A 20,518-nucleotide genomic window follows, 5' to 3' on the forward strand; every position below is an offset into this window, starting at 1 on the left:
ATTAATCCTGTCCCATCCGTTTTAGCCACACTGTACACTCCACATGTACCGTATGCGGGAACATATCCACCGGAGTTACCTCCACTGTTTTGTACCCGCCATCTTCCAACACCCGCAAGTCCCTTGCTAATGTCGATGGATTACAAGACACATAAACCACACGCTCCGGCTTCATCGCCAGAATCGTCTCTAACAACCGCGGATCGCAGCCTTTACGCGGTGGATCGACTACGATAACATCAGCCGTAATCCCCTGCTCTTTCCAATTCGGGATTACATCCTCAGATGCACCTACCTCAAACACTACATTCTTCATCTCATTCAACTTCGCATTCGCCCGGGCATCCTCAATAGCTTCCGGTACAATCTCCACACCGTATACCTTAGCCGCATGCTGCGCCAGAAAGAGAGAGATCGTACCGATGCCGCAATAGGCATCGATAACCGTTTCATTGCCAGTTAGTCCGGCATATTCAACGGTTTTACCGTACAGCACCTCGGTCTGTGCCGGGTTCACTTGATAGAACGAACGCGCTGAGATAGCGAACTGTACATCGCCGATGTAATCATAGATAACGTCTCTGCCCCACAGGACGCGGGTTTCATCCCCGAAGATGACATTCGTGCGCTGGGTGTTGACGTTCTGACAGATGCTGACTACATCCGACAGCTGTTCGCGGATGCTGCCGAGCCAGGCATCCAGGTGCGGGATGTCGCGGCCGTTGGTTACGAGCACGAGCATCATTTCACCGGTGCGGAAGGCTTTTTTCACGACGACATGGCGCAGCAGGCCGCGGCCGGTTTCTTCATTATAAGCAGAGATGCCGAGATCTCTGCCAATGCCTTTCACCTTGCGCACAACGTCATCATTATCCTCATGCTGGATCAAGCATGTTTCCATATCGACGATACGATGACTTCCCCGTGCATAAAAGCCGCCCACGAGACCGCCTTCTGTTACGCCAATCGGCACCTGAGCCTTATTGCGATAGCGCCAAGGCTCGTCCATACCGAGTGTAGGACGGACAAGAACCCCATCCGCCTGAGCTCCTTCAGCAACCCCGCCAGCAGTAGCACCACTCACCCGCAGCTTCCCAATCCGCTCCAGGTTGTCCACCACCAGCTGCCGTTTCCACGCCAGCTGGGCAGTGTAGTCCATATGCTGCAGCTGACAGCCGCCGCATTGGTCATAGATCTCGCAAGGCGCCGCGATGCGGGCGCTGCTCGCCTCCACTATATTCAACAGCTTGGCGTAGCCATACTGCTTCTTGGTCTTGAGCACCTTTGCCCGGACCTTCTCTCCGGGAAGGGCTCCCTGCACAAAAAGGGTAAAGCCTTCTACGCGGCCTACCCCTTCGCCTTCATGGGTCATGCCGATAATATCGAGCATAACCTCATCATTCTTATTCACAGGCAGTCCGGCGACAGGCGCCTTGCCGACTGGGCGGCTGGTGCTGCGTCCACTGCGGTGTTTACTCATTATTTATAGTTCACTTCTTTCATTATCATCGCTGTATAATCCCACTAGATTCCTTAGATCTTCATCATCGCTGAATAGCCTACTTTTCTTCCCGCCAACCTCAGTCATTCTCTGCAAAAATCCGCAAATGCTGCGGCAAAATCCGAAAACGCCCTGGCAGCTCTCCACCCAGTTCGCCATCCAAGTTCAATTGGACATGTCCAGGAGAGATTACATCCATCGCATCCGTACGGAAATAAATAACCTTCTTATCATTCAAATGCTCGCCGCGAAGGGCCAATCTGACCAAGCGGACAAACTCTGCTAGGTTACATTTTTTAACCGCAATAACGTCTAACAGACCGTCATCAATTCGAGCGCCAGGAGCAAGCTTTTCGAAGCCGCCAACGGAATTCGTATTTGCGATTAGGAACAGCATAAACTCATCATGTATGACTTCCTGCCCATTGGCACGAATGATCAGTTCCTGAGGAGATAGGCTGACCATTTTTTCAATACCTTTTAAATAATAAGCAAGCTGACCTATCATGGTCTTCAGCTTACTGGGAACTTCATATGTCAGTTCAGTTAAGCTACCGCCGCCTGCAATATTAATAAAATAACGGTCGTTTGCTTTACCGATGTCAATCAGACGTGACTCTTGGCGAAGGATCAGATCACAGGAATCTTCCCAATTCTTTGGGATCCCCATCGCACGTGCAAAATCATTGGTAGTACCTATCGGCAATACGCCGAGCGGGGGAAGGTTAGGCTTCTCCGCCATACCGTTAATGACTTCATTTAAAGTGCCATCGCCACCGGCTGCTATGATCAGATCATAACCGCGTTCTACTGCATCTGCAGCAGCTGACGTAGCATCGCCTTCTCCGGTTGTTGCATGGCAGGAGGCTTCAATGCCACCCATATCCAGCCGGTCCAAAATATCGGCGAGCCGCTTCTTCATTTCTTCCCGTCCAGAAGTGGGATTATAAATCAATCTCGCAGTTTTCATTACCGGAACGCCACCTGTTTTTTATAATAGAATAACCTAATTGATTATACCTAATTCGGACCACCACAATCAATGTCAGAAGCCATTTATCGTAAAAATTCCAATATACAGCAATTAACGACACTTCGTTAGGCAAAAAACAATTATATATATGTGTATGCATCAGATCCCGTATTATCCACGGATATGGGCACTATTTTTCATGATTAAGTGTGTTGGATAGGAGGCTCTTTATCACTTTTGTTGAATCTGTTCGAGGAGTTTCTCTACCTGTCTCTCAATCCAATGCGGAAGAAGGGGGTGGGGCAGAAGCGTTTGACCAGAGTATTTATAGGTTAATCCTTTAAGTTTGTTCGGAACCACATGCTTAGTGAAATAGCCTTCACTTAAAAAAAGCGGCGCCACCAATACCTCGTGACCCTGCTCCTGCCAATACTCCACTTTGCTTCTTACACTGTCTGGATTCAGCAGACCATAATCGGCCGCCGCTACACCGCTAACCTCACGCACACGTCCTGCCAACGAAGAGATGCCCTGCTGCCAACGCTGCCGGAAGCCATCATAGATGCTGCCATGACCCACCAGCAGAATCGTCTCACGCTCTGGTTCCGTAGACAGCTCAGAGAGCTTATCCCAGATCATTACAGCGATGTCTGGATCATCGTCAATAGGATAACCGTAATGAACCTTAGCCTTCACTGAGAACAGCGCTAAATCCGTCTCACGTTCAGGCTCAGGTTTGGCGCCTAGTGCATATTCTATTTCATCGACATGTGTACTTCCCGAGGAAACGAACAATGGGATCACAATTATATCTGTGACCCCTGCATGTTCCAGTTCATTTATCCCATCTTGAATCAGACGGCCCTCTACCAGCTCTAAAAAAGAGACCACAACTGGAATCTCTTCACCTAGCGATAATCCGCTTACGGCTTCCTCTACGATCGACACCCAAGCCTCGTCGCGGGATCCGTGACTGATAATAAGTACGCCCGGTACCATAAATTAGCGTCCCAAACGTTCCAACGTTAATTTATAACCATCATTGCCGTAGTTCAGACAACGTTTTACACGGGAAATCGTAGCTGTACTTGCTCCAGTCTCTGCTTCGATCTGATTGTAAGTCGAGCCTTTGCCGAGCATACGTGCTACTTCCAGTCGCTGCGACAGCGATTGAATCTCGTTCACGGTGCACAAATCATCAAAGAACACGTAGCATTCTTCCATATTTTTTAACGTTAAAATAGCTTCAAATAATTGGTCGATACTTTTATCATTTAACTTCTTAAGTTGCATCAATTTTTCATCCCCTAAAAGTTCTATCAGCATTAGTTTCTCTGATTAAGCTCCGTACAAAACTAGATCCGGAAACATCAACCTAATGTCACTATCCTGCCTCTACTATATTGCACTGGAGCGCATTTTTCAAGCATTAACGATTTCACGCTGTAAAGAGTGAAATCGACGGACAAATGTCCACGCTCCGTGCACACTAATAATATACCAAATTACGTTTATTTCTTCCTACATAAGAAATAGCACCTACACTATAGTACTACATAAGCGCCGAAAATCAAGCTTGTACACGCTTTTTTCACTTCTCAAGCATGATAATAGGCATTCGCCCTTTTCCGCTCCTATCACGGGTAACCCGGGCATTCGTCTATACCGTATGTTCGCCCATGACATACAGTATAGCAAACCACAAACAAAGGAATGTGATATTATGCCTGATCATTACTATAATCATTCCCGCCGGAGCCAGCGTTCACTGAGCGATTCGTATAATGCATCTGCCTACCCCGGCCTCAGTCCATATGCGCCTTCATCCTTCCCAGGAGAGAGCGGAGTCCTTCCCGCTTTAGGAGCAGAAGCTGCCACAGAAACGGCGCTAGCGCTTCCCGCTGCTGAAGCCACAACAAAAGCCAGTGGCGGGCTTGCCGGGCTGCTAAGCGGCTTAGGCGGCGGTGGCGGAATTGGTGGGAATATGGAGCAAATCAAAGGTATCATCGACCGAATGGGCGGCATTGACGGGATCGTAAACTCCATGGGTAAAGTGCAGAAGGTGATGTCCGGCTTCCAGCAGATGGCTCCGATGGTTAAGCTCTTCATGGGTAGCTTTGGCAAAGGAAAAGGAGCAGCAGGCGCACTAGCAGCCGAAGAGGATGCCGCGCTGTTCAGCCCGAATCGACGCAAAAAAAGACGCTCCACCTCTGGGCGTCGCAAATCTTCCACAACCACACGCCGGCGCTCTACTCCCTCTACCGGAAAACGTCGCCGCAAATAGCGGTGACGTTTTCTAGCGTGCTTACGACCATTGCCGGTTGGTCATTACAATCAGAAAAACAGCAATTCTCGGTGGAAAGAGACTTGCTGTTGACGTTGACGTTTGTGTTTACTTGTTACTTAAACCATCCACTGCGCCGGAACCATCTGAACATGCCCACGCCCACCACTAGCATAAACAGCAGAACGCCAAAATAACCATACTTCCATTCGAGTTCAGGCATCACCACGAAGTTCATCCCATAGATTCCGGCGATCAGCGTCAGCGGCATGAATACGGTGGTGATTACGGTTAATGTTTTCATGATCGAATTCATCCGATTAGAGTTAAGGGAAATATAGCTGTCACGTAGATCCGCGGTCATCTCTCGATCAGCCTCAATCATATCGGACAGCTTTAACAAATGGTCATAGATATCACCAAAATAAATCCGTTCCTCGCCGTTGCTCTGGACATGCTGTGAATTCACGATCCGGTACATCAAATCTCGCATGGGCACAATCGTCCGCCGCATTTTAAGCAGCCTTCCGCGCACACCAAACACCTGGCTCATCAAATCCTCCACCGACTCACTGCTGCCACTGCTCTCCAGATCCGCAAGCTCGTCCTCTAAACTGTAGAGGCATGGAAAATACTTATCTACCAGCTTATCCATTACTGTATATGCAGCTGCCATCGGACCGCCCGACCAGCCTTTACGACTATGTATTTCACGCCTCACCTGTTCCCAAGCTTCGTTCATCTCCGACTTTTCCTGATGATGATAGGATACGAGGTAATTCGCGCTCAAAAAAAGGTCAACCTCTTCAGCATCCAGCGTCTCTTCATTCATCGCATGCAGCACAAAAAACTGTACTCCCTCATAATGATCTAACTTCGGCCGTTGCAGCACATGCATACAATCCTCAATGGCCAAGGGGTGAAAATGAAAATATTCATCCAGCAGCAGCGTCTCCTCCGCCGTAGGTGTAGCAAAGTCTGCCCATATCCAAGCATAATCCTCTCGCCGGATATCTTGCAGAGACATCCCAGTCAGCACCTCACCTGTATGCGTGACCGCAAGTGTACGTATCATAAATGTTCCTCCGCTTCATCTTCTTCCACGCATCTATTGTACCGCAAGAAGACGACTCTTCCAAAAATATCAAAAAACACAACTAGCCAGCCGTCCGCTATCCCAGCCCGGATGTTCCATCGCTCTGCCGATACCAGTGCCATATTCGCAATAATACCTAATCTACTGTTTATTACGCCATTTGACGGAACGTTTGGATGTAAGAGTACAGAGTCGGGCAACAATTATTCGAGCTTAACCAGACGTGCTTAGCCAGACCTCCAGCTTAACCTACATAACTATGTTGAGGTTCTGTTTATCATCGTGTGCTCACTTACCTTATGTATCACAGCTTCCACTTTGATCCTATTAATAGTTTGTGATGAAAAGATTGAATTTCCATTTAGGGAGTGTCGTTTATCATCTTTTCGCTTGGAACAGTCAGATCATAGTGAGTGTATATAGCGACGCTCCTCCGGCGGCTAGGAAAGAATGGAAAAAGGAAATAGGGTTGGGTTGGGTTGGGTTGGGTTGGTTGGGTTGGGTTGGGTTGGGTTGGGTTGGGTTGGGTTGGGTTGGGTTGGGTTGGGTTGGGTTGGGTTGGGTTGGGTTGGGTTGGGTTGGGTTGGGTTGGGTTGGGTTGGGTTGGGTTCGTTGCTTGGGTTCGTTGGGTTGCTTCGGTTGCTTGAGTTGCTTGAGTTGCTTCGGTCGCTTGGGCTGCTTGAGTTGCTTGAGTTGCTTGAGTTGCTTGGGTGCTTGGGTTGCTTCGGTTGCTTGGGTTGCTTGGGTTGCTTGGGTTGCTTGGGTTGCTTGGGTTGCTTGGGTTGCTTGGGTTGCTTGGGTTGCTTGGGTTGCTTGGGTTGCTTGGGTTGCTTGGGTTGCTTGGGTTGCTTGGGTTGCTTGGGTTGCTTGGGTTGCTTGGGTTGCTTGGGTTGCTTGGGTTGCTTGGGTTGCTTGGGTTGCTTGGGTTGCTTGGGTTGCTTGGGTTGCTTGGGTTGCTTGGGTTGCTTGGGTTGCTTGGGTTGCTTGGGTTGCTTGGGTTGCTTGGGTTGCTTGGGTTGCTTGGGTTGCTTGGGTTGCTTGGGTTGCTTGGGTTGCTTGGGTTGCTTGGGTTGCTTGGGTTGCTTGGGTTGCTTGGGTTGCTTGGGTTGCTTGGGTTGCTTGGGTTGCTTGGGTTGCTTGGGTTGCTTGGGTTGCTTGGGTTGCTTGGGCTCGTTCGGTTGGTTGGGCTCGTTCCGATGGTTGGGTTCGTTCGGTTGGTTGGTTGGGCTCGTTCGGTTGGTTGCGTTCGTTCGGTTGGTTGCGTTCGTTCGGTTGCTTGGGCTCGTTCGGTTGCTTGGGTTCGTTCGGTTGGTTGGGCTCGTTCGGTTGCTTGGGTTCGTTCGGTTGCTTGGGCTCGTTCGGTTGCTTGGGCTCGTTCGGTTGCTTGGGCTCGTTCCGTTGGTTGGGTTGTTACTGAACTGATTCGAGTCGAATGATTTGTTTAATGATTAGTTAGTTTAAATTCTGACCCGCCCACCTAAGATTCGGCAGATACACAAAAAAAAGACGTCCATACCTTCGCTCATAAGCAACTTATCCCATCTTCAACCACTCTCGGCTATACAAGCTAGACACTGCAAGTCTAAGGCACTATGCCCCTTCTTTCTACTCCTTCGACGCTATTTCGCGAATTCTAGAGCATTTATGCCCCTCTTTTCGCTTCTTCGGCGCTATTTCGCCTATTCTAGTGCATTTATGCCCCTCATTCTACTCCTTCGGTGCTATTTCGCGAATTCTGGGGGATTTATGCCCCTCTTTCCGCTTGTTTGACGCTATTTCACCTATTCTGGGGCATTTATGCTCCTCTTTTTGCTTCTTCGGCGCTATTTCGCCTATTCTGGGGTATTTTTGCTTCTTTTCCCCCTCCATCGCCCATTTCCGCCATTTCTACGGGATTTATACCGTTCTTTCCCCCTCCAGCGCCGATTTCCGCCATATCTACGGGATTTATACCGCTCTTTCCCCCTCCAGCGCCCATTTCCGCCATTTCTACGGGATTTATACCGTTCATTCCCCCTCCAGCGCCGATTTCCGCTACATCTAGGGGATTTATACCGTTCATACCCCGATGAAGGGAAGAGTCGACGGTGGAGCAGGAGAATTAGCCATACGATCCTACGGTCCTTCACTCCTTCAATCCTTCGAACCGCCGCTCATCAGCCCATCCATCCATCCATCCATCCATCCATCCATCCATCCATCCATCCATCCCCCTTCCTTCCTTCCTTCCTTCCTTCCTTCCTTCCTTCCTTCCTTCCCCCACCTCTATCCCTTCACCTCACCAACCCACACAACAACAAAAAAAGATGTCCGCAGCCAAAGGCTAACTGACATCTTTTTATTAAAGGGATTAAAAAATGATTTTGAAAATCAGACCGGCTAATATCGCACTAATAGGAATCGTGATAAACCAAGTGATTACAATACGTCCGGCTACTCCCCATTTTACAGCTGAAAAGCGTTTGGCAGAACCAACACCCAAGATCGCCGAAGTGATCGCATGCGTTGAGCTGACTGGCAAATGCAGCAATGTTGCTGTGAAAATAACAGAAGCCGCGGAAATATCAGCCGCGAAGCCGTTGATAGGCTCGATTTTGAAAATCTTCGTACCCATCGTCTTGATAATCTTCCAGCCACCAATGGAGGTACCGAGCGCCATAGCCGTAGCTGCAGCCACTTTAACCCACAGTGGGATAAAATCCATATTCTCTTGGTGTCCCGAAGTTACGAGAGCAAAGGTAATGATCCCCATCGCCTTCTGCGCATCATTCGTACCATGAGTGAACGATTGTAATGCTGCCGTCACAACCTGCATAGAACGGAAGCCCTTGTTAACGGAGTGCGGACTGCGCTTTGCAAAAATCCATTTCAGGACCGTCATGATAATATAACCGATAACAAATGCAATCAGTGGGGAGAAAATTAACCCCTCGACGATTTCAACAAACCCGCCCCAGTTGATATAGGACGAACCTGCTCCAACATATACCGCACCTGCCAAAGCACCGATTAGGGCATGTGAGGAGGAGGAAGGAATTCCGAGCCACCAAGTGATCAGATTCCAAATAATCGCAGCAATCAACGTAGCTATTATGATATCCAGACCGTTATCCAGCATGGTGGGGTCGGTAATACTTCCGCCGATTTTTTTGGCCACACCCGTAAACATCAAGGCTCCGACAAAGTTCATCGTAGCTGCCATAATAATGGCTGTTCGAGGTTTTAACGCACGTGTAGAGACAGAGGTAGCAATTGCATTGGCCGTATCATGGAATCCATTAATAAAGTCAAACGCAAGTGCGAGAAATATAACTATTCCAAGAATCCATATAGATGTTTCCATATTCTAATACCCCTTATGAGTTGCGCATGATGATCGATTCCAGCATGTTCGCTACATCTTCACATTTATCTGTAGTGGTCTCGAGTCGCTCATATAGTTCCTTGCGCTTGATCAGCTCAATCGGGTCCTTAACGGTTTCAAATAGAGCTTTAGTACAAATACGAAGCACTTCGTCCCCTTGATTCTCAAGGTCATTCAGACGGATCGTATATTCACGAATCGCCAGCAGCTTCTTCTGGGAGAGCAAATGAACCGCTTTTTGGATTTCATAAGCACATTGGCGAAGAATTTCGGCGAATTGTACAATGTATTCATCCGGGTCTAACAGGTTGTACATATAGAAACGTGAGGCGGATGCCTCCAAACCATCAATGACATCATCCATGCTTGTAATCAGGTCCATAATGTCGTCACGCTCAAGTGGCGTAATGAACGTCTTATTCAATTCCTTGATTACGGTGTGCGTGTAAGTATCACATTGGGATTCGTACTTCTTCATCTCTGCAGCGAAACTATCGACATTATTCCGGAGATCAGTGATATTCTGCGCAAAATAATCTGCAGCTTGGACAATGGTGTCCGCCATATTTTCTAGCGTCTCAAAGAATATGTCCTTTTTTCTCAACTTCATTGTTTTAAACCCCTTTACATAATATTACCGTGAGTACAGAGCCACCCATATGTAAAAAGCATGAAAATGAATGACAACCCTTGTTATCTTAACATATCCATTCGAGGTATAGAAGCTATAGAAATGAACTTTTTTACACTCCCTCAACATATACCCATAATTCCGAACACAAATCTATAAAACACTGCTTATTTCGACTTTTAGGTTGCACTATCTGCCCCGCCGTATACCACATGACTGCTGAATGAAGGAGCATTAGGCACGACCAAAATATGGGTGATTCCTGGATACATCAACGCCTCTTTGCCATCCTTCACAAACCGAATCACATCACCAAGCTCACGCGACCATCTGCCCTTCGTAACCTGTCCCCGTTGAAAAAGCAACGCTTCCCCACCAAGCTCCACATCAACCTGAAGTCTTCCAACATCATCAAGCACCTTGTGATCGGCTCCCATCACCATTACATTTGCAGCTTCTACTGGATTATCGCTATTCAGATCCAAATGCGGCTTGCCATTTACGTAACGCTGATAGGTCTGGCGCTGAGTATCGTATTTATAGTCAATTTTATAGCTTTTAAGTAAGAAGTTTACGCTAAATTCAGCGACCTGCTCTCCGCCCGTCGGTATGTAATCTGGATTGTTAAAAAGATAACCCGGCACCTTCACACTTTTCTCATATCCAAACTTCTCGGTACCTCTCTCAGCTTTGCTGCATTAGTGTAGAGATTATGGGGAGCTTTACGTGTTTTGTCCCGCCAGAAATAGGCTCCGGCACGACCGATCTCGTCCATATCTGCTTTTTTCTCTTTTTGCAAAATCGCATAAGCCGCCGGACTCCCTCCGGCATGCACCGTCACACCACCGTAGCTCTCGCCAATATCCAGCAGATAGGGACGGATACTGCGAATCGGTCCAATTTTCACCACTCCAGTATGGCTCTGAAAAATACCAATCAACCGTGTGACGCCACCTTCAGCAAGGATCTCATACAAAATATCCGCTTCACTTACCCCCGACTGCGGCCGGGCAGCTGGAGCATTATTAATCATAACGGCCAAAGGGCGTGGGAGACTCTCTTCAGAAACCGGAAGACCGGTTAATCCGGATACGAGCTCAGCAGCTGGTTCTGTAGTAGGTGAGGGCTGAATAGTTTCAATGGGCGCAGGATCTGCGGTAGGCTGCACAGTCGGGGCGATTTCATTATTGGCACTCTGTGTTCCGCAAGCGGAGAGCAATAGGGACGTTAGTACAATTGCAGATAACAGACGGGAAGAAGAGCAGTTTACTTTCATAAGCTTGTAGTTCCTCCTAAACGTTTTATGTAACTTAACTGGTTTCTTCCATTTAATCACAGCCAGTCCCATTTGTCTTGAACATAAAATATCCCCACAAAGTGGGGCTTTGCTTCGATGCGTACTCAAGAACTTTGCGGAGGCCCCAAATATATTTCTGCTACATTAAAAAAGGGCACAGCCGATCTCCGGCTGCACCCTGCGTGTATCTTATCCAGTTATCATTTAGTCTAGCTTCCAGCAATTGAGGCTTAATGTCCCGTATTGGTACGCTTGAAAGATCCGCTCTGCCTTCCTACTGCCATCCGCTGTTCCCATCGCATAAAAGAGAGGTGCAAAATGCTCTCTTCCGTAAGATGGAACCGCATCTCGAACATGCGGAGCTTTTTTCTCGTAAGCAAACAGTGAAGGTAAATCCCAGGATTCTAAACCCTTGGCAATCCACGCATCAAATTCAAGTGCCCACTCTTCAGGCTGATCACTTTCATTAAGCATCCGCAAATTGTGAACAAGTCCACCGCTTCCTATCAGCAGTATGCCTTCGTCACGCAGAGGGGCTAGCATCCGCCCGATATCGTACTGCTCCTTAGGAGAACGCAGTGAATCGACGGATAAAGCGACTACCGGAATATCGGCTTGTGGAAACATTTTTTTCAGTATCACCCAGACTCCATGATCGAGTCCTCGCCCCTGAACGGGCTGATGTGAAAGATTGTTACCCTTGAAGAGCTCAGAAATCCGCTGAGTGAGAGCCGGATCGCCCGGGGCTGGATAGGTCAGCGTGTACATTTCTTCAGGGAATCCGTAGAAGTCGTGTTGAGTCTCGTGCTGCTCGTCAATGGTGAGTAGCTGCTCGGGGCTATCCCAGTGCGCTGAGAATATTACTATACCCCGTGGTGCTTCTAGTTCTTGACCGAGCCGCTCCAGAAAACGGGTATACTCGTTATCCTCCAGTGCGAGGAGCGGAGAACCGTGCGCGATAAAAAATGACGGTAATTTCATAGGATGCCAACCTCCATAACCCAGTATATGGTGTGCATCTTTATTTTACCGCTTATTTCAAGTTATTGCGAGTAAAGTCCATCACCTATATCATCCAATTTTGCCACTCTGTCTGTACATGCTCCTGCTCGTTCATCCAATCTCTTGTCCGCTTAAGCAGTTGCTGCTGTGCTGGCCCAGAAGAAAAGGTATGATCGCCTTGAAAAATAATTTCTTTATCGCAACGCCCCTCAGGGCGCGTCCAGAATAATTTTTGATAAAGAAAAGCATAATCCACGGGGATGACATCGTCAGACGTACCATGAATTACGAGCACATCACCGCTGAATTTACTAGCTTCTTGGAAAGGCTGGAAGGCCGCCAATGAATTAAAATACACCGGCGTGAACGAGTAGCCTACGTAATCCGCTGACCCATTCTTCACCGATCGATCATACGCCTCCCGCCCTACGATCTTCACAATATCATTGAAGGGGTAACCCACGGAGGCCCACAGCACGAGATTCTTTACGCGGCGATCACGAATACTTGTCAGTAGCGCAACCGCGCCACCTAGACTGTGGCCAATAAGCGTCACACGCTGTGGATCCACATCGGCAGAGCTAATTCCGTAATCAAGCACCGCTCTAGTCTGAGCGATCATCGACTCCATATCCTCGCCGCCGTAATTACCACTGCTCTCACCGCAGCCCACATAATCAAATCGAATGACCATATACCCGTCTTCCGCCAGCTCACGAGCTGCTTTGACAAATATCCGATCGACTCCAATCCGGTTACCCACAAATCCATGGCAGATTACGGCTAATGGCAATCTGTCCTTGCAACGCGTAGAAGTTCCCTTCTCTTTACTCGGATAATGAATGCTCGCTGTCAATTCTTCGCCGTTATGCCGGATTATAATATTCCGTTCCATAGCCGTAACCTCCTATATTTAAAATTTATTTTAATTTATTAGAATTCCGATTAACTTAGTATGAATTATATTCTTATTATAAAGATTTCGTTCGTATTGTCAACAGGAACGGGACAGTTCTTTGTATGATGTGAGGCATATTGGAGGTTAGGGCCTGCACGGCTAATAGGGTACCCCGTAGTCATGATCATGACTCTGAGATACCCGCTCCGTCTTTTTTGACCTCCCCACTTGATCTACACACTACCTTTGCTGGTTTAAATAACATTTTCGCGGATCAAGAAAATCAACCATCTCTATCGGACTCAGTGGACCCTATATGCAGCTTTATCCCACTTTTTGAACACTATCGGACCCCATAGCCGCTATTGCCCTGAAAAACAGCAAGTATGAGGCTCTTTCCGAGGAATAGCGTCACTGGAGTCCGAAACTCTGCTGAAAAGGCGAAAAATTTGCAAATAATGTCATCTGAGTCCGATAGCTTGTGTGGACGCCTACGACAACCATAAGTTCTCGAATAGTTGATACTTGCACGAATGAAGCAGCCCTATCGGACTCAGTGGACCCTATATGCAGCTTTATCCCACTTTTTGAACAATATCGGACCCCATAGCCGCTATTACCCTGAAAAATTGCATATATGAGCCTCATTTCGAGGAATAGCGTCACTGGAGTCCGAAACTCTGCTGAAAAGGCGAGAAATTTGCAAATAACGTCTTCTGAGTCCAAAAGCTTGTGTGGACGCCTACGACAACCAAAAGTTCTCAATAGTTGATATTTGCACGAATGAAGCATCCCAATCGGACTCAGTGGACCCTATATGCAGCTTTATCCCACTTTTTGAATACTATCGGACCCCATAGCCGCTATTGCCCTGAAAAACAGCGATTATGAGCCTCTTTTCGAGGAATAGCGTCACTGGGGTCCGAAACTCTGCTCAAAAGGCGATAAATTTGCAAATAACGTCATCTGAGTCCGATAGCTACAGCGGACGCTTACGACAACCATAAGTTCTCGAATAGTTGATATTTGCACGAATAAAGCTGCTCTATCGGACTCAATGGACACTATATGCAGCTTTATCCCACTTTTTGAACACTATCGTACCCCATAGCCGCTATTGCCCTGAAAAACAGCAAATATGAGCCTCTTTCCGAGGAATAGCTGCACTGGGGTCCGAAACTCTGCTGAAAAGGCGATAAATTTGCAAATAACGTCATCTGAGTCCAAAAGTTTGTATGGACGCCTACGACAACCATAAGTTCTCGGGTAGTTAATATTTGCACGAATGAAGCAGCCCTATCGGACTCAGTGGACCCTATATGCAGCTTTATCCCACTTTTTGAATACTATCGGACCCCATAGCCGCTATCACCCTGAAAAACAGCAATTATGAGCCTCTTTCCAAGGAATAGCGTCACTGGAGTCCGAAACCCTGCTGAAAAGGCGATAAATTTGCAAATAACGTCATCTGAGTCCGATAGCTACAGCGGACGCTTACGACAACCATAAGTTCTCGGGTACTTGGCGGGTGACGGGTCGCGATTGGCGGGTGGCGGGTGACGGGTGGCGGGTGACGGGTGGCGGATGACGGATGACGGGTGACGGGTGACGGGTGACGGGTGACGGGTGACGGGTGACGGGTGACGGGTGACGGGTGACGGGTGACGGGTGACGGGTGACGGGTGACGGGTGACGGGTGACGGGTGGCGAGTGGCGAGTGGCGGGTGACGGGTCGCGGGGTGGCGGATGACGGGTGGCGGATGGCGGATGGCGGGTGGTGGGTGGCGGGTAGCGTTGGCCGGTTACGGGTGACGGGTGACGGGTGACGGGTGACGGGTGACGGGTGACGGGTGACGGGTGACGGGTGACGGGTGACGGGTGACGGGTGACGGGTGACGGGTGACGGGTGACGGGTGACGGGTGACGGGTGACGGGTGACGGGTCGCGATAGGCGGGTGACGGGTCGCGGGTTGGCGGATGGCGGATGGCGGGTGGTGGGTGGCGGGTAGCGTTGGCCGGTTACGGATGGCGGGTGGCGGGTGACGGTGGCAGATCGAAGTTGGTGTCGTCGTTGATCCGATGTTCCGCTGTTTTCGTGAACATGTTCCGGCGCTCCAACATTCCAGCGATCCGGCACACCTATGTTCTCTCATTCATGTGGTTTCAGCGGTTCCAACGCAAACCAAGTGCCCCTCACAAAAAACACAGAGCAGCCATCCCCCAGTAAACGGAGGATCGCTGCTCTGTTGTTTTTACGATAACTAAACGATTTAAGCTTCCATGGTTGTCAATCAATCATAGCTGTCGTTAAACATCTCATGGGTTTCTTGACTGCCTTCCCAATCGTTAAGCTGGCCCTCAGCGGTTGCTTCTTCCGTGGAATTCCACATGCTGAATCCATCAGAGCCGCCCCAATCCCCCATTGAATGATTGGGCGTAGGCTCGAAACCGTTGCCCATGACTCTTCCCTGTTCCTTCTTGTTCTCATGTTCCATAAAGCTCCCAACCTTTCCCAAAGCTATATTGATCAAGCAACAACATTATCAGTGTTCACTCTTATAAAAGGATTATGCATAGGACAATAGAAATGCTTGTCCTTGCGCAGACCTGTCAGGCAAACGTATACTCTAGGTTAAAGACTATACCGATTAACACTACTGGAGGTTTACATCCATATTATGAAAGTGAAAGATATGATTAAGGAAAATAACGCCCTGCGCGAGCAGATGACGCCTTTCAATCGATCGTATTTTGAAGATATGATCTTAACGATGCGGGCCAGTCGGGTAGAAGCTCTCCGCACTGAAGAGCTTTTGCTGGATGCAGCCAAGCTGCTCCTGAAAGAACAACGTAAAGGAAAAAATGCTAAGCAAGTGTTTGGCGAGAATCCGGATGATTATTTTAAAGAACTCATAGACAGTATTCCCGCACGTCCGGCGCGCAGTAAATGGAACTATTACTTGATGATTCCCTCCGCGGCTCTAACCTGTCTTTTCGGGGTATTAGCTATAGGTGGACTCTTCTTGCAATGGACTACCGGATCCCCCGGAATGTTCGAACAGATCAGTCTCTTCACACTTTTCGCTGTGGGGGCAGGTTCCATTATCCTAATCGAGCTCATTATGAAATGGTTGACTTCCTTGTCTGAGAGCGATGCGCCTAAAGCCAAACCCTTTGATATCAAGGGACTTGGTGTCTATATCGGGATCGCCGTTGTTGCCGTATTCATTGGCTTGTACCTCGACCGATTATTTCCGATCATTACGATATCCCCGTGGGTAAGCTTAATTGTTTTCCTGATTGGGGCAATTGGACTGAAGTTTATATTTTTCAAAAAATAAATACTATGCTCCACCCGTATTCCATCCGATAGACAGGGGGAACTATCATGAATAAGAAGCAATTCATTCTCTATTCTGTTCTAGCAATAACATTGGGACTAGGCGTTGTACCTATAGGAACGATTCACGCTGAAGGCGCTATCAACCCTCCTGTGGGAGGCGCTAAGGCAAGTCCCCTTGCAGCTAACAATAATCATGCGGAGGCTGTCTATAAAGCTGCATTGCCGTTGTTGTCTTCCTCTAGCAAGTTACCGGAAGCTATTAAATATTTGAACGCCAATATGTATGCGGTAGGTTCGTATCGTGCAACGATAATGACACTGAAGCTAGAAAATCTGCACAAGGCGGCGCTTCCGATGTGGGAGAGCAAATTCAGTACCAGCAATGTCCAGCGGAAGCTCACCGACATATATAAAGCTGGCGCTAGTATGAAGACCCTTGCTGAGTCTACAGAAGATCTCACTCTGCGCACACTCCTGAAGAGTGCTAGCGAAAGTGGATATAAACTGGAGACTGCGGAGGGCACTTTTTTCCCGGTGATCGATTATGAGGCTTACCGCAAATATAAGCTATATGTCACGAATGATATCAGTGCTTATATATCTATTATGGCCACGGAGTCTGATCTGCCCTCCTCTAAGGACAATGGGCTAGTCATTGGTTGGACCGATGTAGCTGCACGTGCACTATCTCAAGAGCAATTTATTCAAAATCATCCGAAATCTAACCGAATTTCAGCCGTGAAATCCTTATATTCTATGTATGTTAACAATACGTTCTATGGTCAGAACAACACGCCCCTCTTCCACTATGACAATCTTGAAATGGATCTAGAGGCGCAGAAAGCCTATTCCAGCATTCTGAGCAAGAATAACGACAGTAGCCCTTTTCTAAAAAAACTAGATGGCTTCATGAAATTGATGAAGGACAAAGATTATAAATTAACCGATGAAGTCGAACAATACCGTAAGACTGAATTACCTCTCTAATATAAATATTACAAAAAGCCCGCCCCATTCATTCTGGGACGGGCCTTTCTATGTTCATTAACGAAATAATTAAAGTGATGAAAGAAAATTAAATAAGGATGTTAAAGAGATTGGAATCCTTATTGATCTCTACATAATCGACGCCCTTCTGCTGCATCCGTTCGATTAGTGGTTCATAAGCTTCAATGGATAATAGCTCTATGCCTACAAGTGCCGGACCATTCTCTTTATCATGCTTCTTGATGTACTCGAAACGGGTAATATCATCCTCTGGACCGAGGATTTCGTCCAAGAACTCACGCAGTGCACCTGCCCGTTGTGGGAAGTTCACCATGAAATAGTGCTTTAAGCCTTCGTAGATCAGTGAACGCTCTTTGATCTCTTGCATACGGTCAATATCATTGTTACCACCACTGATGATACAGACGACTGTCTTGCCACGGATTTGATCGCGATACATATCAAGCGCAGCAACCGTTAGTGAACCTGCCGGCTCAACCACTATTGCATTCTCGTTATAGAGTTCTAGGATCGTTGTACACGCCTTGCCTTCAGGCACCATCACGATGTCATCCAGATGCCGGGAACAAATATCATAAGTCAGTCCGCCGACGCGCTTTACAGCCGCTCCGTCCACGAACTTGTTAATTTCTTTTAGGGTTACTACTTCTCCAAGCTTGATTGCTTCAGTCATTGAAGCCGCTCCCAGCGGTTCCACCCCGATTAACTTAGTGGATGGGCTAACCGTCTTCACATATGTAGCTATTCCCGCCGCTAGACCGCCACCACCAATCGTTACGAACATGAAGTCTGCAGGAGCATCCAGACTCTCCATTACTTCCATCGCAATCGTTCCGTTGCCTGCAATAATTCTTGGCTCATCGAATGGGTGGATCAACGTCATACCATAGTCTATACATGCTTGTAACGCTTCATCATAAGCATCATCGAAGGTATCGCCCTTCAGAATGACCTCAACAAACTCACCGCCAAACCGCCGAACTTGTTTAACCTTCTGGTTAGGTGTAGTGCTAGGCATATAGACCTTTCCCTTAATTCCAAGCGCCTTACAGGAGTAGGCTACACCTTGTGCATGATTTCCTGCACTTGCGCAGACAATTCCCTTAGCTCTATCTTCTGCAGATAGACTACGAATCATATTATAGGCTCCGCGGATTTTGAAAGAACGGACAATCTGCAAATCCTCGCGCTTCAAATATACATTGCAATCATACTTGGCAGACAGTACGGCGTCACGCTGTAGTGGAGTCCGGATAATGACCTCCCGCAGTACGTGATGAGCCCGCACGATATCTTCCATTCCTACGATGCGATCTTCCTCTTCTCTCATAACCTTCTCGCCTCACTATCATTAATTCAATTCTACTTCTTGTAACATACTCTTCCAAAGACATTTTTTCAAGCATTGTCCGCTGTATGCAATACAGTATAAATACAAAACTTATACTGTATTGTATTTCAAAAAAGAGACCATAGGAATCTCCCATAGTCTCTTTAAGTTCATGTATGTTCAAGATTTGAAAGCTACTAATCCTGTTGCTTCAGCATCCACTTCAGCAGATCAGGTAGGCTTGTCCACAAGCGCGAGTGCACAATCACATATTCGATCGCTTCGTTAGCGTCGCCCATCCCTACAAAATCAGGTAGGTTATGCGGCAATCTTTTGATCCCTAACAAATAATCCGGCACATGCTTGTTCACATTCCGAGCTACGCGATAGAGCATTTTCAGTTGGGAAGTAACCCCGTTCTTCTTATATTCTAAGACCATACGGTCGTAAGCTACCGTTGCAGCAGCATCATCCCCAAATTTCGCCAGCACTTGTTCTGTCTCAGCCAGCTTATTGCTGTAGAGGTATGCCGCGGTCAGAAGGTAACGTGCACCTGTGTTATCGTCTGGGTTAAGCGTTAAAATATGCTCGAGCGTCTTTGCGGCTTCTTCCGCATTTCCGCCGAACCAGCAAGAGTCAGCGTAGCTTTTACAGATACGAATGTATGGACGCGTCTCGTGGAGGCCCCAGAAATATCCTTTGTTCTTAGCGAAAAAGGCTTCTCCAAGCTCGCGTTCACCTGCATCCATCCCTGCTTTCAGAAAAGCACGGGCTTCTTTTTCGTTCTCTGCTTCCTCCGCTAAAATGAGATATGCATCCGGGCTGTCCGGATAAACCTCTAGCGCGGCTTCAGCTAACTGAATCCGACGTTTGGAGGAATTGGTTTCGAACGCCTTTTGTAATAGTGCGCGCTCCTGATCCTTTGGAGTCCCTGAGACATTCAACAGAAGTAATTCTTCCTCCGCACCACCCATGCCATATTCCTCAATATAGTTAAGCATCTCTTTAACTTTTCTAGAGACAGTAGGCGCAGTAACCTCATGTTTGGTGGCAAGATCCGCTTGTGTTAGTGAGAAGCCATATTCTTCAGACAAAATAAATTCAATCGCCGCGCAGAAAGAGCCCATTTTCTTCACAGCAGGCTTAGTCTTACGGGAATAACCATTCCACAGCACTAGAGCTTCCCAAATAAGCTCTCTATCATAGCTTTCTCTCATGCTCTCAATAAGGTGCAGTGCCAGTTGTTCATGTGCTGGATGCTCCCATTTCAATTCACGTGACACTTTTTTTCTGAGCGTAGCAAGAGTAAGCTTCACTTCAGGTTGTGCTACGGGTTCCCGTTTCTCAGCCACAGTCTCACTAGCTGCTGCCGCTTCTTCTTTTGTTACAAGTCGCATGATCGATTCTACTGCAGAAGTCTCTTTACCAAGACAGCATTTCTTATATTTTTTCCCGCTTCCGCAAGGACACAAGTCATTTCTTCCAATCTTACTCAAAACGAATTCCTCCTTAAATCTGTGAGTAGCCATTCGCCATAAGCGTATCGCTAGTATGCACTATAAGTATCATCATTTCCAGGCACGAGGCATCCTTTATAAGGTTACTTCACAAAGTCTGAAGGACTCCGATTTAAAAGGGCCTTCCCATGATCGGAAAGACCCTTATCTGTATATATCCGCACATTTTCCCCCGTACGTGTAGTATTATAGCACTTCTTCTATCACTTGTCAGTCCTTTTTTAGGACTTTAAGCGCAAAAAATGCTAGATACAGTTCTTTTTCCTTATAGTGC

At 47.7% G+C, this 20,518-nt stretch carries 20 protein-coding genes; 4 read left to right on the forward strand and 16 right to left on the reverse strand.

The features are described 5' to 3' along the window. Window position 1: 1 nt before the first annotated feature. From rlmD to NSS67_RS31085, 4 genes are all read right to left on the reverse strand, one after another. On the reverse strand, window positions 2–1,480 hold the full coding sequence (gene rlmD / locus NSS67_RS31070; protein WP_339317634.1) for a 23S rRNA (uracil(1939)-C(5))-methyltransferase RlmD: 1,479 nt from the start codon (window positions 1,478–1,480) through the stop codon (window positions 2–4). 100 nt (window positions 1,481–1,580) lie between these two features. Next, on the reverse strand, window positions 1,581–2,471 hold the full coding sequence (locus tag NSS67_RS31075; protein ID WP_339317635.1) for a diacylglycerol kinase: 891 nt from the start codon (window positions 2,469–2,471) through the stop codon (window positions 1,581–1,583). A gap of 234 nt (window positions 2,472–2,705) precedes the next feature. Beyond that, window positions 2,706–3,473, reverse strand: a complete 768-nt coding sequence (locus NSS67_RS31080) for a CbiX/SirB N-terminal domain-containing protein (RefSeq protein WP_339317636.1) — start codon at window positions 3,471–3,473, stop codon at window positions 2,706–2,708. A 3-nt stretch (window positions 3,474–3,476) separates the two neighbouring features. Further along, entirely contained in the window at window positions 3,477–3,767 is a 291-nt protein-coding gene (locus NSS67_RS31085) for a YerC/YecD family TrpR-related protein (protein ID WP_019913624.1), read from the reverse strand. Between the two features lie 430 nt (window positions 3,768–4,197). On the opposite strand from NSS67_RS31085, the gene NSS67_RS31090 reads away from it, so the two are divergent. Continuing rightward, complete coding sequence (locus tag NSS67_RS31090) at window positions 4,198–4,758, forward strand: tyrosine protein kinase (RefSeq protein WP_339317637.1); 561 nt, start codon at window positions 4,198–4,200, stop codon at window positions 4,756–4,758. Window positions 4,759–4,873: 115 nt separating this feature from the next. On the opposite strand, the gene corA is transcribed toward NSS67_RS31090, so the two are convergent. Then, on the reverse strand, window positions 4,874–5,833 hold the full coding sequence (gene corA / locus NSS67_RS31095; protein ID WP_339317638.1) for a magnesium/cobalt transporter CorA: 960 nt from the start codon (window positions 5,831–5,833) through the stop codon (window positions 4,874–4,876). A 731-nt stretch (window positions 5,834–6,564) separates the two neighbouring features. Here corA and NSS67_RS31100 point away from each other — a divergent pair. After that, window positions 6,565–7,290: a hypothetical protein gene (locus tag NSS67_RS31100; RefSeq protein ID WP_339317639.1), complete on the forward strand. Its 726-nt coding sequence runs from the start codon at window positions 6,565–6,567 to the stop codon at window positions 7,288–7,290. A gap of 359 nt (window positions 7,291–7,649) precedes the next feature. On the opposite strand, the gene NSS67_RS31105 is transcribed toward NSS67_RS31100, so the two are convergent. The 9 genes from NSS67_RS31105 to NSS67_RS31145 all read right to left on the reverse strand — a co-directional run bounded on the left by NSS67_RS31105 (window position 7,650) and on the right by NSS67_RS31145 (window position 15,541). Next, entirely contained in the window at window positions 7,650–7,865 is a 216-nt protein-coding gene (locus NSS67_RS31105) for a hypothetical protein (protein WP_339317640.1), read from the reverse strand. Window positions 7,866–7,979: 114 nt separating this feature from the next. Beyond that, window positions 7,980–8,117, reverse strand: coding sequence for a hypothetical protein (locus tag NSS67_RS31110; protein ID WP_339317641.1), 138 nt, complete (start codon window positions 8,115–8,117; stop codon window positions 7,980–7,982). Window positions 8,118–8,204: 87 nt separating this feature from the next. Continuing rightward, complete coding sequence (locus NSS67_RS31115; protein ID WP_339317642.1) at window positions 8,205–9,197, reverse strand: inorganic phosphate transporter; 993 nt, start codon at window positions 9,195–9,197, stop codon at window positions 8,205–8,207. Between the two features lie 13 nt (window positions 9,198–9,210). Further along, window positions 9,211–9,828 carry a DUF47 family protein gene (locus NSS67_RS31120; protein WP_042124056.1) on the reverse strand — a complete coding sequence of 206 codons (618 nt, stop codon included), beginning with the start codon at window positions 9,826–9,828 and terminating at the stop codon, window positions 9,211–9,213. 200 nt (window positions 9,829–10,028) lie between these two features. Further along, a complete protein-coding gene (locus NSS67_RS31125; protein WP_339317643.1) occupies window positions 10,029–10,493 on the reverse strand; it encodes a DUF3048 C-terminal domain-containing protein in 465 nt (154 codons plus the stop codon). 2 nt (window positions 10,494–10,495) lie between these two features. Continuing rightward, window positions 10,496–11,125, reverse strand: coding sequence for a DUF3048 domain-containing protein (locus NSS67_RS31130; protein WP_339317644.1), 630 nt, complete (start codon window positions 11,123–11,125; stop codon window positions 10,496–10,498). 225 nt (window positions 11,126–11,350) lie between these two features. After that, window positions 11,351–12,127, reverse strand: coding sequence for a class III extradiol ring-cleavage dioxygenase (locus NSS67_RS31135; RefSeq protein ID WP_339317645.1), 777 nt, complete (start codon window positions 12,125–12,127; stop codon window positions 11,351–11,353). Window positions 12,128–12,212: 85 nt separating this feature from the next. Beyond that, window positions 12,213–13,043, reverse strand: coding sequence for an alpha/beta fold hydrolase (locus NSS67_RS31140; RefSeq protein WP_339317646.1), 831 nt, complete (start codon window positions 13,041–13,043; stop codon window positions 12,213–12,215). A gap of 2,294 nt (window positions 13,044–15,337) precedes the next feature. Further along, window positions 15,338–15,541, reverse strand: a complete 204-nt coding sequence (locus NSS67_RS31145) for a hypothetical protein (RefSeq protein ID WP_339317647.1) — start codon at window positions 15,539–15,541, stop codon at window positions 15,338–15,340. Between the two features lie 183 nt (window positions 15,542–15,724). Between NSS67_RS31145 and NSS67_RS31150 the strand changes: the two genes are divergently transcribed. Both NSS67_RS31150 and NSS67_RS31155 read left to right on the forward strand, forming a co-directional pair. Beyond that, on the forward strand, window positions 15,725–16,387 hold the full coding sequence (locus NSS67_RS31150; protein ID WP_339317648.1) for a DUF1129 family protein: 663 nt from the start codon (window positions 15,725–15,727) through the stop codon (window positions 16,385–16,387). A gap of 47 nt (window positions 16,388–16,434) precedes the next feature. After that, entirely contained in the window at window positions 16,435–17,376 is a 942-nt protein-coding gene (locus NSS67_RS31155; RefSeq protein ID WP_339317649.1) for a hypothetical protein, read from the forward strand. A gap of 88 nt (window positions 17,377–17,464) precedes the next feature. On the opposite strand, the gene ilvA is transcribed toward NSS67_RS31155, so the two are convergent. Both ilvA and NSS67_RS31165 read right to left on the reverse strand, forming a co-directional pair. Then, window positions 17,465–18,727 (reverse strand): threonine ammonia-lyase IlvA, encoded by a 1,263-nt coding sequence (ilvA, locus tag NSS67_RS31160; protein WP_339317650.1) that lies wholly within the window; start codon window positions 18,725–18,727, stop codon window positions 17,465–17,467. A gap of 197 nt (window positions 18,728–18,924) precedes the next feature. Next, the gene (locus NSS67_RS31165) at window positions 18,925–20,223 is read right to left on the reverse strand and encodes an SEC-C metal-binding domain-containing protein (RefSeq protein ID WP_339317651.1); all 1,299 of its coding nucleotides are present in this window, start codon (window positions 20,221–20,223) and stop codon (window positions 18,925–18,927) included. Between the last annotated feature and the right edge of the window lie 295 nt (window positions 20,224–20,518).

Source organism: Paenibacillus sp. FSL R10-2734, from assembly GCF_037963865.1.
GTDB lineage: Bacteria > Bacillota > Bacilli > Paenibacillales > Paenibacillaceae > Paenibacillus_AQ.

Excerpts from the sequence above, each read along its gene's own strand:
- rlmD (WP_339317634.1), bottom strand. The coding sequence starts at position 1,480 with ATGAGTAAACACCGCAGTGGACGCAGCACCAGCCGCCCAGTCGGCAAG.
- NSS67_RS31115 (WP_339317642.1), bottom strand. The coding sequence starts at position 9,197 with ATGGAAACATCTATATGGATTCTTGGAATAGTTATATTTCTCGCACTT.
- NSS67_RS31130 (WP_339317644.1), bottom strand. The coding sequence starts at position 11,125 with ATGAAAGTAAACTGCTCTTCTTCCCGTCTGTTATCTGCAATTGTACTA.
- NSS67_RS31145 (WP_339317647.1), bottom strand. The coding sequence starts at position 15,541 with ATGGAACATGAGAACAAGAAGGAACAGGGAAGAGTCATGGGCAACGGT.
- NSS67_RS31090 (WP_339317637.1), top strand. The coding sequence starts at position 4,198 with ATGCCTGATCATTACTATAATCATTCCCGCCGGAGCCAGCGTTCACTG.
- NSS67_RS31075 (WP_339317635.1), bottom strand. The coding sequence starts at position 2,471 with ATGAAAACTGCGAGATTGATTTATAATCCCACTTCTGGACGGGAAGAA.
- NSS67_RS31135 (WP_339317645.1), bottom strand. The coding sequence starts at position 12,127 with ATGAAATTACCGTCATTTTTTATCGCGCACGGTTCTCCGCTCCTCGCA.
- NSS67_RS31080 (WP_339317636.1), bottom strand. The coding sequence starts at position 3,473 with ATGGTACCGGGCGTACTTATTATCAGTCACGGATCCCGCGACGAGGCT.
- NSS67_RS31140 (WP_339317646.1), bottom strand. The coding sequence starts at position 13,043 with ATGGAACGGAATATTATAATCCGGCATAACGGCGAAGAATTGACAGCG.
- NSS67_RS31155 (WP_339317649.1), top strand. The coding sequence starts at position 16,435 with ATGAATAAGAAGCAATTCATTCTCTATTCTGTTCTAGCAATAACATTG.
- ilvA (WP_339317650.1), bottom strand. The coding sequence starts at position 18,727 with ATGAGAGAAGAGGAAGATCGCATCGTAGGAATGGAAGATATCGTGCGG.
- NSS67_RS31085 (WP_019913624.1), bottom strand. The coding sequence starts at position 3,767 with ATGCAACTTAAGAAGTTAAATGATAAAAGTATCGACCAATTATTTGAA.
- corA (WP_339317638.1), bottom strand. The coding sequence starts at position 5,833 with ATGATACGTACACTTGCGGTCACGCATACAGGTGAGGTGCTGACTGGG.
- NSS67_RS31150 (WP_339317648.1), top strand. The coding sequence starts at position 15,725 with ATGAAAGTGAAAGATATGATTAAGGAAAATAACGCCCTGCGCGAGCAG.
- NSS67_RS31120 (WP_042124056.1), bottom strand. The coding sequence starts at position 9,828 with ATGAAGTTGAGAAAAAAGGACATATTCTTTGAGACGCTAGAAAATATG.
- NSS67_RS31105 (WP_339317640.1), bottom strand. The coding sequence starts at position 7,865 with ATGAACGGTATAAATCCCGTAGAAATGGCGGAAATGGGCGCTGGAGGG.